At 68.9% G+C, this 14,522-nt stretch carries 14 protein-coding genes; 8 read left to right on the top strand and 6 right to left on the bottom strand.

Annotated features, from left to right (window positions below; all coding sequences use genetic code 11):
* The first annotated feature begins 29 nt into the window (after positions 1–29).
* From ABZ471_RS08030 to ABZ471_RS08010, 5 genes are read left to right on the top strand one after another with little or no spacing between them, the layout of a single operon-like run.
* A complete protein-coding gene (locus ABZ471_RS08030; protein WP_359063668.1) occupies positions 30–1,598 on the top strand; it encodes a hypothetical protein in 1,569 nt (522 codons plus the stop codon).
* Complete coding sequence (locus tag ABZ471_RS08025) at positions 1,595–3,184, top strand: hypothetical protein (RefSeq protein WP_359063666.1); 1,590 nt, start codon at positions 1,595–1,597, stop codon at positions 3,182–3,184. The genes ABZ471_RS08030 and ABZ471_RS08025 overlap by 4 nt, the downstream gene beginning before the upstream one ends.
* The gene (locus ABZ471_RS08020) at positions 3,181–4,722 is read left to right on the top strand and encodes an oligosaccharide flippase family protein (protein ID WP_359063664.1); all 1,542 of its coding nucleotides are present in this window, start codon (positions 3,181–3,183) and stop codon (positions 4,720–4,722) included. The genes ABZ471_RS08025 and ABZ471_RS08020 overlap by 4 nt, the downstream gene beginning before the upstream one ends.
* A 44-nt stretch (positions 4,723–4,766) precedes the next feature.
* Positions 4,767–6,320, top strand: coding sequence for a fibronectin type III domain-containing protein (locus ABZ471_RS08015; RefSeq protein ID WP_359063662.1), 1,554 nt, complete (start codon positions 4,767–4,769; stop codon positions 6,318–6,320).
* 3 nt (positions 6,321–6,323) lie between these two features.
* Complete coding sequence (locus ABZ471_RS08010; protein ID WP_359063660.1) at positions 6,324–6,800, top strand: adenylyltransferase/cytidyltransferase family protein; 477 nt, start codon at positions 6,324–6,326, stop codon at positions 6,798–6,800.
* Here ABZ471_RS08010 and ABZ471_RS08005 read toward each other — a convergent pair.
* Positions 6,714–7,436 (bottom strand): CDP-alcohol phosphatidyltransferase family protein, encoded by a 723-nt coding sequence (locus ABZ471_RS08005; protein ID WP_359063658.1) that lies wholly within the window; start codon positions 7,434–7,436, stop codon positions 6,714–6,716. The genes ABZ471_RS08010 and ABZ471_RS08005 overlap by 87 nt on opposite strands.
* A gap of 42 nt (positions 7,437–7,478) precedes the next feature.
* Here ABZ471_RS08005 and ABZ471_RS08000 point away from each other — a divergent pair, with 42 nt between their 5' ends.
* Positions 7,479–8,840 (top strand): glycosyl hydrolase family 28-related protein, encoded by a 1,362-nt coding sequence (locus tag ABZ471_RS08000; RefSeq protein ID WP_359063656.1) that lies wholly within the window; start codon positions 7,479–7,481, stop codon positions 8,838–8,840.
* Positions 8,841–8,956: 116 nt separating this feature from the next.
* On the opposite strand, the gene ABZ471_RS07995 is transcribed toward ABZ471_RS08000, so the two are convergent.
* Positions 8,957–9,259 (bottom strand): hypothetical protein, encoded by a 303-nt coding sequence (locus tag ABZ471_RS07995; protein ID WP_359063654.1) that lies wholly within the window; start codon positions 9,257–9,259, stop codon positions 8,957–8,959.
* Between the two features lie 625 nt (positions 9,260–9,884).
* Here ABZ471_RS07995 and ABZ471_RS07990 point away from each other — a divergent pair.
* Positions 9,885–11,402 carry a fibronectin type III domain-containing protein gene (locus ABZ471_RS07990; RefSeq protein WP_359063652.1) on the top strand — a complete coding sequence of 506 codons (1,518 nt, stop codon included), beginning with the start codon at positions 9,885–9,887 and terminating at the stop codon, positions 11,400–11,402.
* A gap of 45 nt (positions 11,403–11,447) precedes the next feature.
* Here ABZ471_RS07990 and ABZ471_RS07985 read toward each other — a convergent pair whose 3' ends face one another.
* Positions 11,448–12,629, bottom strand: coding sequence for a glycosyltransferase (locus ABZ471_RS07985; protein WP_359063650.1), 1,182 nt, complete (start codon positions 12,627–12,629; stop codon positions 11,448–11,450).
* A 349-nt stretch (positions 12,630–12,978) separates the two neighbouring features.
* Between ABZ471_RS07985 and ABZ471_RS07980 the strand changes: the two genes are divergently transcribed.
* The gene (locus tag ABZ471_RS07980; protein WP_359063648.1) at positions 12,979–13,272 is read left to right on the top strand and encodes a hypothetical protein; all 294 of its coding nucleotides are present in this window, start codon (positions 12,979–12,981) and stop codon (positions 13,270–13,272) included.
* Between the two features lie 153 nt (positions 13,273–13,425).
* Here ABZ471_RS07980 and ABZ471_RS07975 read toward each other — a convergent pair whose 3' ends face one another.
* The 3 genes from ABZ471_RS07975 to ABZ471_RS07965 form a co-directional block, all read right to left on the bottom strand.
* On the bottom strand, positions 13,426–13,740 hold the full coding sequence (locus ABZ471_RS07975; RefSeq protein WP_359063646.1) for a hypothetical protein: 315 nt from the start codon (positions 13,738–13,740) through the stop codon (positions 13,426–13,428).
* 68 nt (positions 13,741–13,808) lie between these two features.
* The gene (locus tag ABZ471_RS07970) at positions 13,809–14,123 is read right to left on the bottom strand and encodes a hypothetical protein (protein WP_359063644.1); all 315 of its coding nucleotides are present in this window, start codon (positions 14,121–14,123) and stop codon (positions 13,809–13,811) included.
* A 64-nt stretch (positions 14,124–14,187) separates the two neighbouring features.
* Positions 14,188–14,505 carry a hypothetical protein gene (locus ABZ471_RS07965; protein ID WP_359063642.1) on the bottom strand — a complete coding sequence of 106 codons (318 nt, stop codon included), beginning with the start codon at positions 14,503–14,505 and terminating at the stop codon, positions 14,188–14,190.
* Positions 14,506–14,522: the final 17 nt, after the last annotated feature.

Raw genomic sequence — 14,522 nt, 5'->3', positions numbered from 1 at the left:
CCCGTATTGGCGCGCGTGGCTGATCCGATATGCCGGACAAGGTCGCTATATATCTGTCAGTGAGGTTTCCGCCGAAGCGCCCGTTGACTCCAGAGGTTCCGATGCGGGATGTGCGCGTCCGCAGTGTTCCCGCGCTCTGCATCTGGGCCGTGGTACTGATCGCCCTGCTGCCCGGGCTGGTCCTGCGGCCGCACAGCGGGCAGGTGCCGACGGCCTTTTTCCTGCAGGGCGTTGTCGTGGCACACACCGGTGGTGCTCTCGCCCGCGCGCTCACCGCGCCCAAGGTCCGGCTCGTCGGTCTCGGCTTCTGGATGTTCTCCTACGTCTGGTTCGGGCTGGCACCCGTGACGATGCTCTCCTCGGACACCTATCCCTGGCCCTACCGGGCCAGTGAGGAAACCTCCTTCGCGGCCGTGGCGGTCGTCGAACTCGGACTGCTTGCGTACAGCGCCGGAACCGCCGTCGCCGCCCGACGTGAACAGGCAAGTGCCGCGCGCCCGGCCGCCTTCCGGCCGAGCGCGGTGGAACGGCTGCTCGCTCGTCGCCTGGCGCCCTGGCGCGTCCTGCTGCTGTGCGGTCTCGCCCTGGCACTCGGAGCGCTGCTGCTTCCCGGCCAGCCAGGCGGAGTCGCCGCGTACTTCACCAGCCGTCAGGCTGTTCAGGGAATCACCGCTGCCCCGGACGGTTCGTCGGACGCCTTCCTGGGCCCGTTGCTCAGCTGGTCATTGTCCGTGCCTGCCTTCTGGGCGCTGCTGAGCTTGCTGCGTCTGCCGCGCCTACCGGGCGGTGACCGCTTGCTGCGCTACGTCAGCCGTCTGCTGCTGCCCCTGCTTGTCGCACTGAACATCGTTGTCAACAACCCCGTCAGCAGGCCGAGGTTCTGGGCCGGCACGGTGCTGCTGACATTGCTGTTCACCGTGCCCCGGCTGTGCCGACCCCGCGCCTCCCGCGCGATCGTGGGCGCCGTTCTCGCCATGGTGCTCGTCGTCTTTCCCTACAGCGACTACTTCCGCTACGACGACCGGCAGGCAGTCCACGTTGTCTCGCTGGCCGAGCAGTTCACCGCCAAGGGCGACTACGACGCCTTCCAACAGGTGCAGACCGGCCTCGACTACGCGCGGGAAAAGGGAGTATCCCCCCGGACCGCCCTCGGCCCGCTCCTTTTCATGGTGCCGCGATCGGTGTGGCCGGACAAACCCGAGGACACCGGCATCGCTCTCGGCCGGTACGCGGGTTATGACCTCCTCAACCTGTCGGCGCCCTTGTGGATCGAGAGTTATCTGTGGGGCGGCCCGGCTGCCGTGGCCCTCGTGTTCTGCCTGCTCGGCGCGGCAGGACGCCGCATGGACGAGCTGCGGGAGCGCCTCCTCGACCGGCCGGACACCCTGGCGGTTCTCCTCGTACCGGCCTTCGCCTTCTACCAGCTGATCTTTCTGCGCGGCAGCCTGCTCGGCATCGCGGGTCCGCTGCTACTGATGGTGACGATCCCGCTGCTCATCACCACGTCGACGCGCCGAGTGTCCCAACTCGCCGCACAGGCGCTGCCGTGCGCCCCCATCCCACATGCATCACTTCCGCACGCAGGAGGCCACCTGTGACCAGTTCCCTCCCCTTCGACGACCGATTCGACGAACGGGACCAGCTCCGTGAGCAACTGCGCCTGCTCCTTCGCTACCGCGTGGTGATGGTGCTGGGAACCGTCCTGGGGCTGCTCGGCGGGCTGGCCGTGGCAGTGTACGGCGCCCACACCTACAGCTCCACCAGTGACGTTCTTGTCCGCGCCAGCTCCGACCCCTTCGGTACGGTCAGCGTGCCCGCCGACAACCAGATCAGCATGAGTACCGAGCAGCAGATCGCCGCGGGCACGGCCGTCGCCGTCCGTGCAGCGCACGCCCTGGGACAGCCTGAAAGCCGGGCCGAGGCACTCCAGCGCCATCTCCGGGTCACCAACCTGGCGAAGTCCCAGGTGCTCCGCTTCGAATTCACCGCCCGCACTCCCAGGCGTGCCGCGCGCGGCGCCAGCGCCTTGGCCGAGGCCTATCTCGTCGACCGCAAGAGCCGCAACGACGCCGCAGTGCAGCGAGCCGTCGACGGCATGGAAAAGCAGATCACCGCGCTGACGCGGCGGGCGAAGAAGGACAAGGATTCGGACGACGACACCGAGGACTCCCCGGTACAGAGTGAGATTCGCAGCCTGCAGAAACGCGTGTCCGAGATCAGCTCCCGCGACACCAACGGTGGTGACGTCGTCCGCAAGGGCACAACACTCTCCCTGCCCGCGAGCCTCGGATGGCGCATCCTGCTCGTCCTCGGACTGGCCGGCGGTGCCGTCCTGGGCATCCTGCTGGCCTGGCTGTGCTCGGCCCTCGACGGCCGGGTACGGTCAGCCCGCGAGATCCAGGCTGCCCTGCGTGCACCCGTACTGGGCTTCCTGCCCCGCGACGACCGCGCAGGCGACTCCCTGCTGACAGTCGGCCGCACGGACGGTGCCCGAGCTCAGGCCTGTCGGTCCCTGGCCGGCCGCCTGGAGCACACCGCGTTCCCGGGGCGTACCGGCTGCCTCCTCGTGGCAGCCCCGCGGCATGACGACGCCGCCGGTGCGGTCGCCGCCAACCTCACTGCGGCCCTCGCGGAGGGGGGAACCGAGGTGGTCCTCGTGGACGCCGACCCCGAGACGGCCGGCCTTGCGGCACACCTGCCGCTCGTCGCGGAGGCAGAGCCCACCGGAAGTGCGACGTCGCTGCCCGGTGCCGGCGTCCTCGTCGACGCGGGCTCGGCAGGGCGGTTCGCCCTCTGCTCCAGCGGCAGGACCGGCCGCTTCCTTCAGGCCGACGTGTCCCGGGCGATGGACCAGACGGCGTCCGGCGGTGACTCGCCCGTCGCGGTCATCGCAGCCCGGCCCCTGCTGGAGCACGCGACTGCGCTGGCGTTGACCCAGCACTCCGGCGGCGTTCTGGTGGTGGCCAGACTCAACACCCGGCGAGAGGACCTCAGGCAGGTGAGCGAGCTCATCAGTTGCTCCGGCGCACGCCTGCTGGGCGCCGTCGTCGACACCGGGCGGGCGCGGCGAGGTGTGTCCGGCGCTGTGCTCCGTCTGGTGAAGCCCCGTTCCCAGGCGGAGAGCGTCATGCCGGTCGCAGAGCCTGCCGGGCAGCACGACACGCTCACGGTCTCCAGCAGATGACGCGGCCCCAGGCGACCGTTTCCAACCCTGCCAGGGCCACCGCCCGCAGCACAGTCGCTGCCGCCGCACGGGGCGGTTTGTGGGGTGCGGTGGGTTCCGCCACGAGCGCCGTGTTCGCCTTCCTCCTGGTCGGCCTGATCACCCGAGCGGTCGGGGCCCGCGGTGCCGGAGCGATCTTCACGGGCGTTGCCGTGTTCACCATCCTCAGCAATGTCTGCAAGCTCGGCGGCGACACCGGACTCGTCCGCTACATCCCCGGGGATCTTGCACTCAACGGTGGCCGCTCGGTGGGCTCGCTGCTGCGCATGGCCGTGCTACCCGCGGTGGTGGCCGCCACCGCCGCTGCCGCGGCCCTGCTGCTGTGCCCCTCGGTGGCCACAACACTCCTGCCCGACCTGTCCCCCGCCGACGCGGTCGCCCTGATCCGGCTCTTCGCCCTGTGCCTGCCGGCCGCCACCGTCAGCCTGGTCCTGCTCGCCGCCACCCAGGGATACAGCACCGTGGTGCCGTTGGTCTTCGTGGAGCAGATCGGCAAGCCCGTGCTCCGCGTGCTGATCGCCGTGCCCATGGCGTTCTGGGCTTCCGGGATGCTGTCGCTGGCTGCGGCCTGGCTGCTGCCTGCGCCGGCCGGCCTCGCCGCCGCATGGCTGGGCCTGCGCCGCTGCCGCGCCCGACACGCCGCGGCGCCCCCTGCGGGCCGAGCGTCCATTTCCTGGCGGGCCTTCTGGGTCTTCTCCGCACCCCGCGCGATCTCCGCCGTCTTCGACATCAGCGCGGTCTGGGTCGGGGTCATCCTGCTGTCGGCGCTGGCCACCGACGCCGAGGCAGGCATCTACACGGCCATCGGCCGCATCGTCACCGCGGGCACACTCATCCAGCTCGCCGTCCGCCTGGCCGTCTCCCCCCAGCTCAGCCGTCTCCTCGCGGTCAACGAGGTCGCCGAAGCCCACCACTTGCATCGCATCTCGACCTGCTGGATCGTCCTCTTCTCCTGGCCGGTGTTCGTACTCATCGCCGGCTTCCCTCGCACTGTCCTTGCCGTCTTCGGACCGGATTTCACCCAGGGGGCGCCCTCCCTGGTCGTGCTGTGTGCCGCCGCCGTCGTCAATGTCGCGGTCGGCAACGCGCAGACCGTGCTTCTCATGGCCGGCAAGAGCTCCTGGCACCTGGCCTGCACCGCCCTGGCGTTCGCGGTGCAGCTCACCGTGGGCGTGCTCGCCGTGCCCCGGTGGGGCATCTTGGGCGCGGCCGTTTCCTGGGGTGCGGCCGTCATCGTGGAAAACCTCTCGGCCGCCCTGCTGGTCCGGCTCCGCCTCGGCTTCACGACCGTGGCCGCCGGTTACACACGTGCTCTCGGTATCGCGGTGGCTGTTTCGGTGGTGCCGGCAGGAGTGCGCATCCTGTTGGGTGACACTCCGTCAGGACTCGTCCTCAGCCTGACTGTAGGAATGTCTGCATTTGGTACTTTTTTGTGGCGATACCGTACGCCTCTGGGAGTAAGCGAGCTGGGCCAGGTGCTGCGCCGTCGCACTGTATGAGGCATTGCCTCAACCTGCCCGCCCCCTCTCCTTCGAGGTGTCCCTTGCGCCACAGCAAGCTCCGTAAGAAGGCGGTCACGGGTCCGGCTGCCGCAGCCCTCATGTGCGCAGGCGCCCTGCTCTGCTCTCCCGCCGCCGCAGGCACGCGGCACGATCCGGCCACGCTCACCGCCGATCCGCTGGCCGCCTGGCAGACGGACGGCATCGTCTGGACCCTGGCCTACGCCCGCGGTGTCGTCTACGCCGCGGGCTCCTTCAACGCGGTCCGCCCGCCCGGCGCCGCCGCCGGCACCAAGCAGGTTGCGCGACACAACTTCGCCGCCTTCGACGCCGCAACCGGCGCACTGCTGCCCTGTGCCCCGTCCTTCCGCGACGGTACCGGCCCGTACAGCGCCGGCACGGTACGGGCCCTGAGGACCTCACCCGACGGACAGGTGCTGTACGTGGGCGGCTCCTTCGGCCACGCCGGGTCCAAGGGGGTGGCCAACGCCGTGGCCCTCAACACCGCCGACTGCACCCTGCGCAAGGACTTCCGGCCCACGGTGAACGCAACCGTCCGGGCCATCGAGACCACCGGCCAAGGGGTGTATCTGGGCGGCGACTTCGACCAGGTCTACGGCCAGAGCAGGCGCCACGTCGCCGCCTTCACCCCCGCAGGCTCCCTCCTGCCCTTCAAGGCGGACGTGGACCTTCCCGTCCGCGCCCTGTCGGCCGTGCCCTCGCAACGCGAGGTCCTGGCCGGAGGGAACTTCGATTGGGTCAACGGCCAGCAGGTGCACGCCCTGGCCGCGCTGAACCTCACCACCGGAGCGACGGTCCGCACCTACCCGGGCTGGCTGCCGCCCGGTTCGACGGTCAAGTCGATCGCGCAGGACGGCTCCCGCTTCTACATCGGTGCGGAAGGGGCGTGGGGCGCCTTCGACGGACGCATCGCGGGTCGGCTCCGCGACGGCTCCTTGGTGTGGAAGGACACCTGCCAAGGCGCCACCCAGGCCGTGCTGCCCCACAACGGCGTGCTCTACAGCGCCTCCCACGCGCACGACTGCTCCCAGACACCCGGCGGGTTCCCCGAACGGGGCATCCGGCACACCCTCCTCGCCCAGTCGCTCACCGACAGCAGGATCCTGCACTGGTTCCCCGACACCGATGGTGGACTCGGGGAGAAAGTGGGCCCCCGCACCCTGACCATGGCCGGGGGCATCCTGTGGGTCGGAGGTGAGTTCACCAAGGTCAACGGCCGGCCCCAGCAGGGACTCACCCGCTTCGGCGCCGCAGCCCCCAAGAGCGTGCCCCCGCCTCCCGCTCTCACGCTCCTGGCGGCACGCCCGGGAAGAGTCACCATCGGGTGGCAGGCCGCCTGGGACCGCAACACCGCCGTCCTGACGTACCGGCTCTACCGGGACGGCAAGCTCGTCTCCCGGCAGACCACCTCCTCCACGTCCTGGGACCTTCCGGCCATGCGCTACACCGACTCCGTGCCCGCCGGTTCCCGCCACCGGTACACGCTCGAGGTGAAGAACGGCACCCGCACCTCGCCCAGATCTGCCTCGCTGTCCGTGACGGTGCCCGCGCGCAGTGGCCGGACGAGCGGAGCGTGAGCCGTGGAACCGACACGCATCGGGTATGCGCCCGGCGTCTGGGACCTGTTCCACATCGGGCACCTCAGCATCCTGAATGAGGCGCGCCGGCACTGCGACCGGCTCGTGGCAGGGGTGGCGTCCGACGAGCTGACCAGCCGCCTCAAGGGCAGGACGCCGGTGATCCCGCTGACCGAGCGCCTGGAGATCGTGCGCAGTGTGCGACACGTCGACGACGTGGTCGTGGAGACGCACGGGGACAAACTGCAGATCTGGAAGCAGGTCGGCTTCCATGTCGTGTTCAAGGGGGACGACTGGAAGGGCACCCCTAAATGGGAGATTCTCGAACGCCGATTCGCGAAGGTCGGTGTCGAAGTCGTCTACTTCCCCTACACCGTCCACACGTCCAGCACGCTACTGCGCAGGGCGCTGGAGCTCATGCAGCTCACGGAACCACTTCGCCAAGAAGGCCACCATGAACAGGACATGAGCCACCAGTAGCCCGCAGTACAGGACAAGGAAGCGGTCCGGACTGCCCAGAAATAGAAAGCAGACGCAGGTCGTGCCGTAGTCGACCGGCAGAAGCAGGACGGACCCCCACGCCGAGGCAGGACCACCGCCCCTTCCCGCAGTCACCCGCCCCTTGAGCTGCTGCGTGAGAATGCCGGCGAAAAAGATCACCACGGCTGCGAGCTGGAACACCATCGGGGCCAGCAGAAAGAGCGGACTGGGAAGGACGAAGAATCGGTAGAACGCCACCAGCACCACCAGGTGCAGCAGGACGACCCTGACGCAGTCCAGCACATGGTCCAGCCATTCCCCCGACAGACTCGCGGAGCGCTGGCTGCGCGCGAGCTGACCGTCTGCGGCGTCCAGCGCGAAACCCACGGCGAGGGCCACGCCGACACACACCGACATCACGGGCCCGGGCCGCAGCAGGGCCACCGCCGCCAAAGCCGGGAAAGTGAACAGGGCGCCGAGTAGCGTCAGCTGATTGGGGGTCGCACCGATCCGGGCGGCCAGTGCTGCCATCACCCGCCCGGCCGGGCGATTGACGAACCGACTGTAAGCCGACACCCCCTTCGCCGGTTTCTGTGCCGCCGACAGTTGCCTCAGCACTTCCGCGAACTCGGCCATAACCCTCCTTGGTGACACCACACGCGAGAAAGGAAGGAAACCATGCCAGAACAGGGTGGCGAGATCGCCCCCAACCGTCGGCAGGTTCTGCGTGGCGGAACATCACTGCTGGTCGCGGCAGCCCTGCCCGCCGACAGGGCGTCCGCCAAAAGTGCGTCCCCCAGGAGCGCGGCCGTCGGGCCGATGTCCTCCGTCAACGTCACCGACCTCGGCGCCGTGGGCGACGGACACACCGACGACACACAGGCATTCGAAACCGCGTACGCGCTCGTCGCCGCCCACGTCCGCGACGGGGTGGGCCGGTTGGTGGTCGAGATTCCCGCCGGAGACTTTCTCATCACGCGTCCACACGCCCTGCTGAACGGCGTCGCTTCGCCACGACCGGCGAACGGTCTGCGCTTTGTCGGAGCGGGAAAGAACATGACCACTCTCGTCTTCCGCCCGGGCACCGGCCCGGGCTCCTATCTGTGCCGCAATGAGGACATCTGGTCGAACCTCTCCTTCGAACGGATGCAGTTCCGCTCCGCCACGCCGGGCGCATCCTTCTTCAGTTCATACTCCACCGGACAGGTCCAGGACTACCGGTTCTCGGAATGCCAGTGGCTCGGGGAATGGGAGTTCGGGCTGGCCCTCGACGGGACGAACTGCAACTCGGAAATGCTCTGGGAAGCCTGCACAGTTGCCGGAAGCTACCGGAAGGCGTTCCTGTACTCCGGGCTCACAGGGGGCAAACAAACCAGTCCCAACGACCAGGACCAGTTCCTGAACTACTGGTTCAACGACATGAAGGTCGAATACGAGTGGGGCAACTTCCTGGAGTTCCCCTACGGCGGATCGATCACCTGCAGCGGCGGCTCCTACATCATCACCGGCAAACGTCCCGAGAGCACCGCGGAGTACGGCACCACCAGCACCTTCTTCCGTTTCCCGGTCAGCTTCCACCACGACTCGGTGCAGCGCTTCCACGCCCAGGACCTCAGATTCGAGGTCCGCAACCCGGATGTCAGGGTCATCGACTGCGTGTGGAGCAGCGGAACGGTCCACTTCGCCGACTGCGACGACACCGCGAACGCCTTCAAGGACTTCTCCGCCGAAGTCCGCCCGCACCGGTACACCGTGGGCCCACGAGGGCCCATGATCCGCTACGACTCCTGTCAGCTCGTAGGCCGTCACCAGTACCGGACGACCTACCGGCAGGAGAGCCTGCCGGCTGTCGTCCGGTACGACATGTGCCTGCTCCGGAGCCAGCCACAGACCGAGTTCGCGGTCACCGACGACAAAGGCCCGCCCCGCTTCGTGCACTTCACGGACTGCATCGACACCAACCCCACCGGCGACACGTCCCCGCCGACGACGCCCACCACCCCGGCCGTGTCCCCCATCCAGATCCCTCCCACGGCCTGAGCCTCAACGGTCACACCACCGCGTTCAGCCTGTGGGGGCCCGGGATGTCCCGGGCCCCCACATCTTGTGTGCGGCGTGGTCGTGCGGCTTCGTCGGGCGATGCCGGGGCCGCTGCGTCAGACGTACTTGGTGGGCTTGACGCAGAAGTCGATGCGGGTGATGTCCGAGTAGTTCCCGCTCGAGTCGGCCGGGTCGTGGAGTCCCGCGTCGGCCGCCTTGCCGTCGGGGAAGCCCGTCGAGCTGTCGTACTTGTAGACCAGGGCGCCGGTGCTGCCCGTGGCCGTGACCTGGACAACGGTGCGGTGAGCGGACGCGGGGACGTCGAAGGCGAACGTCTTTCCCTGGCTGCTGTTGCTGACGGTGAGCTGGAGGTTTCCGTCACCGGGGATCGCGACCGGGCCGGTCATCGGATTGGTCACGCTGAACGCCGTCGCGCCCGCCGGGCACATCGGAGGGGGCGGGGGCGGGGTCGACTGGCACGGCTTGCACCCGGACGTGGGGGGCTTGGACGGGCACGACGACGTGCACCCTGATGAGCCGTTCGACGGGCACGACTTGCACGCCAGCGTCACGCGGGGAACCGCGTGGGCCGACACGGGGCCGGCGGCGATGCCGAACGCCACGGTCGCGGTCAGCCCGGCGCCGACGAGCCCCGCTCCCCAACCCCACCGTCGTGACTGCGTCTTTGTTCGGGCAGCTACTCGCATTACGAGCACTCCTCCTCAATGCTTGGGTACCGGACCTCGGGTACCTGATCTCGCCCTGGCGAACTCTCACGCCATTTCCATTGGCAGTTCGAGCTTGACCAAGTGTCCGCCGCCGGGCGTCTCCACACTGGCACGAGTGGACTGCCGTTATGGATTACGACTCCTTTTCCTAGGCCATTCGAGATTCAGCAAGGGCCTGAAGGACGGAGCGCGGACGCGCACGGTGCCAATCGGATGGATCTCGCGGCAAGCCCGCTTGTCGAATCTGGGGACGCAGGGCCTGGTGTCTACTTTCGGAAAGCTTCTCGCCACCCGTCTCTCTCGACCCGGGATGATCATGCGTCTAAGGAAAAGCACTTCCAGGACCGCCACCACGGCCTCCGCCGCGGTTCTGCTTGCCGCCGCTTCACTCACCACCGCTTTCGGTGCGCAGCCGCGCGAGGAAAAGACCCTGACCGCCGCACCGTTGGCGACATGGCAGACGGACGGAATCGTCTGGTCCGTCGAGTACGCGCGCGGCGTCGTGTACGTCGGCGGCACCTTCGACAGCGTCCGCCCGCCCGGCGCGAAGCCCGGTGAGAGGGAGGTCGCCCGGAAGAACTTCGCGGCGTTCGACGCCGTGACCGGCAAACTGCTGCCTTGTGCGCACTCCTTCACCGGCGGCGTCGGCACGGTACGGGCCCTGAAAGCCTCGCCCGATGGCAAAGTGCTGTACGTCGGCGGGTCGTTCGGCAAGGTCGACCACACCGGCGTGACCAGTGCGGTCGCGATCGACACGGCCGGCTGCACGCTGCGGAAGGACTTCCGCCCCGCGATGGGTGCGATCGTGCGGACCATCGAGACCACCGGCAAGACGGTGTACCTGGGCGGGGAATTCGTCGTCGCCGACGGCCGGACCAGGAACCGCATCGCGGCGTTCACCCGGAGCGGCTCGCTGCTGCCGTTCAGTGCGGACATCGACGAGCCGGTCCGCGCCGTCCTGGCAGCGCCCGACCGCGGACAGCTGCTCGTCGGCGGCGCCTTCCACAACGTCAACGGCCGTCCGGAGCAGGCGCTCGTCTCCCTGAATCCCACGACCGGTGCGACCGTGAAGTCCTTTCCCGACTGGCTTCCGGAGCGATCCGCGGTGTCGTCACTGGCACGCAACGGCGACCGCTTCTATCTGGGAGCCGAGGGCACGGGGACGGGGATCTTCGACGGCCGCATCGCCGGCCGGCTGTCCGACGGCGCGATGGTCTGGAAGGACACCTGCCTGGGTGCCACCCAGGATGTCCTCGTGCACAAGGGCGTTCTGTACAGCGCTTCGCACGCCCACTTCTGCGGGCTGACACCGGGGGGCTTCCCCGACGGACCCCGTCGGCACTTCCTCGCACAGGCGGTCGGTGACAAGCGCATCCTGCACTGGTTCCCCGACACCGATGACGGCATCGGTGAGGGGGCCGGCCCTCGAACGCTCACGATGGCGGGCGAAATCCTCTGGGCAGGAGGAGAGTTCACCATGGTCAACGGCAAACCCCAGCAGGGCTTGACACGCTTCGGGGCCGGCCCCCGCAACACGGCTCCGCAGGAGGCGCCCCGGCTCACGAGCGTCAGCCCTCCCACCGGAAAGGTCACGCTCACCTGGCGCGCCGCATGGGACAGGGACGACGCGGAGCTGACCTATCGGATCTACCGCGACGGTCTGCTCGTGGCCACGCGGAAACAGCGGTCGACCGAATGGGACCGCCCGGAGATGACGTACACGGATCCGGTCCACCCCGGCTCTCGCCACCGCTACACGATCGCCGTCACCGACGGAAAGAACACAACGCCCCGATCGGCGCCGCTCGACGTGACCGCGTCCGCCGCCAAGTGACCGTCCGGGACACGGGGATGTGACGACGCCGAAGGGGCAGCACCCTCACGTGGTGATGGACTCCCTGCTCTGGCTGGGCACGAACGGCGTGGTGGCCACGCCGAGCAGTTCGCGGTACACCTCGGTCACCGCGTCCCTGGTCCGCCGTACGTCGTGGGCGGCGAGCACGTGGGCTCGGCCCTGGGCGCCCAGCGCCGCGCGCAGCGGCGCGCGGCGCAGCAGGGCCGTCAGCGCCCGTGCCAGCGTGTCCGGGTCCTCCGGCGGCACCAGGCAGTGCGGCAGGTGTCCGGGCGGCAGGCTCTCACGCGCTCCGTCCACGTCCGTGACGAGGACCGGCCGGGCGCACGCCATGGCCTCCATGGGCCCGGGCGCCATGCCCTCCCAGCGGGACGGCAGGACGACGACATCGGCGGCCCGGTACCAGGGGGCGGCGTCGGCTGCCGGGCCGGCGAACTCCACCGACGCGGGTGCGGCGGCGCGCAGTCGGTCCGCGTCCGGTCCGTCGCCGACCAGCACCAGCCGGGCGGCGGGCAGCTGCCGCACGACGGCGGGCCAGGCCCGCAGGAGCACGTCCTGGCCCTGCTGGCGGCACAGCCGTCCCACGCACACGACGAGTGGACCCGCTGCGGACCGGGCGACGCTCCCCTCCGGCCGGAACCTGCGCGTGTCGACGCCGCCCGGGACCACGTGCCACCGGGCGGTGATGCCACGCTGCTCCCCGGCCCGCCGTTCCGCCTCGCTCACGCAGAGGACACGCGCTGCCCACCGCGCCCCGAACTGCTCCCACCGCAGAGCCGCGTGGGCCATGACGCCGTCCATGGTCTCGAACGACCACGCATGCGGCTGGAAGACGGTGGGGAGCCGGCCGCGCACCGCGAGCCGCGCTGCGAGCCCCGCCTTCGCGCTGTGCGCATGCACCAGGTCGGGCCGCACCTCGCGCAGGAGCCGCGCCAACCGGGCCACCTCCCCGGGGAGTCGGGGTCCCGGTGAGCCGGTCGCGTCCCAGGGAAGCACCCTGCAGCCCTCCGCACGCAGTGCGTTCGTCAGCGTGCCGCCTCGCGGGCAGGCCACGGTGACGCGCAGGCCCGCGGCGAGCTGTGCCGCCGCCAGGTCCGTCACGAACCGTGCGACACCCCCCTCGACCGGCTGAATCACATGGAGGATGTGCGGCTCGCGTGCAGCGGACGACTTCGCACGGTGCGGGACGGGACCGAGGGGAATGCGCATGACCGAGGCTTCCCTTCCGATGAAACGCGTCGGATTCGAAAGGAACACTAGCTGCTTTTTCGGCGAATCCGTCAACCGTGTCGGAATGACAATCCTCCCAAGGGGTCTATTTCCCACATGAATTCACCCGCTTGGAGCCGCGGCACACCGATGAGAGCCAACACGGATAATCAGATGAGAATGCCTTCGGGTTCATTCAGGATGTATGAGTTCCGGGAACTTGTCGTCAGCGGAGTTTCCCGCGACGCCCCTCTCTCGTTAGCCCAGGGGAAGCGAGACCCCAGGCACTCGCGACGCCTTGAGGGGGGAGTTCCCTCCGGTGATCCGAGCTGCGGATGAAAGGAACACGATGAAGAGTCTGAAGGCTGCCGCCCTCGTTGTCGGCACCCTGGCCATCGCCGGTGCTGCAGCGCCGGCTGTTGCGGCGGACATGCCGGCGCAGGGCCTCTTCGACAACGGGAAGACGGTCACCCGCACTCTCCCCAATGCAGCTGAGCTTCCGACGGGCGGCCTGGCCAGCGACGTCAAGTACACGGCGGACGGCGTGAAGAAGTCGGGTGTCGTCAAGACCCCCGTTCTCGGCGGCGCCCTGCCGAACCCTCTCAACGGCAAGCCGCCTGCGGCGCTTCCGGTCCTCAAGTAAAGAAGCAACCGACAGGCTGTTCAGGTCGGCTCCGGTGTTCTCGGAGCCGACCTTCTGCATGTGCTGAATATGTATGAAAAACGGAAGAATCATGGGGGCGGACATGCCGATGGCGGCCCGCCGAGGATCGGCGGGCCGCCAGGCTGAAGATACTCAGAGCAGCAGACCCGAGGCCTCGGTGAGGGTCGACTGGTCGACCGCCGCCGTGTTGCACGCGGCGTAGCGCGAGTGCGGCGGGACCACGCCGCCGAGGACGGCACCGTTGGACCACGGCGCGATGCAGCGGCCATCGATCAGGGCGCCGTTGACGACAGCGATCCCCTGCTGAGGAGCGTTCACGACGACCGGGGACTCCGAGAAACCGCCGCCGCCGGTGACGGTGGTGTTGTTGTCGGCCGAAGCGGTACCGCCGGCGGCCAGAACGACGCCCGCAGCCAGGACACTGAGGGCCGAGACCTTCTTACGCATGAGATGCGCCTTTCGGTTGGTTGACAGATCGGAAGGAGACGCGCCGAGGTAATCGGAGCGCGGATGGTTCAGCCGAGGAGGCCGGCCGACTCGGTTCCCGTCGACTGGTTGACCGACGCCGTGTTGCACGCGGCGTAGCGCGAGTGCGGCGCATAGACACCGCCGAGGACGGCACCGTTGGACCACGGGGCGACGCAGCGGAGGTCGACGAGCGTGCCATTGGAGACGACGACACCCTGCTGAGGGGCGTTCACGACGACCGGGGACGACGAAAAGCCGTTGCCGCCGGTGACGGTCGTGCAGTTGTCGGCCGCGGCGGTTCCGCCTGCCGCCAGGACGACGCCCGCGGCCAGAGCGGAGATGGCCGTAACCTTGTTACGCATGGGATGTCCTTTCCGGACTGCGTTTCGGGGGGGTTCACCTGCTCGGAATTGCCCGGAGCAGGGGTCAGAGGAGCATGCCAGCCGACTCGATTCCCGTCGGCTGGTCGACCGGCCCCGTGTTGCACGCCGCGTAGCGCGAGTGCGGCGGGACGACACCGCCGAGGACGGCACCGTTGGACCACGGCGCGATGCAGCGACCGTCGACGAGCGTGCCGTTGACGACGACTACACCCTGCTGCGGGGCATTCACGACGACCGGGGACGACGAAAAGCCGTCACCGCCAGTGGCGTTGGTTGTGTTCGAGTGAGCGGAGGCAACGCCAGCGCTGCCGCAGACAGCGCCAAGGGCGAGTGCTGTGATGACCGCGAACTTCCTGGTCAACTCGGTTCCTTCCTGGA

The sequence above is a fragment of the Streptomyces sp. NPDC005728 genome (assembly GCF_040630895.1).
Classification (GTDB): domain Bacteria; phylum Actinomycetota; class Actinomycetes; order Streptomycetales; family Streptomycetaceae; genus Streptomyces.
The sequence above is the reverse complement of the archived record's forward strand: the minus strand, read 5'-3'. Positions and strand labels throughout refer to the sequence as shown.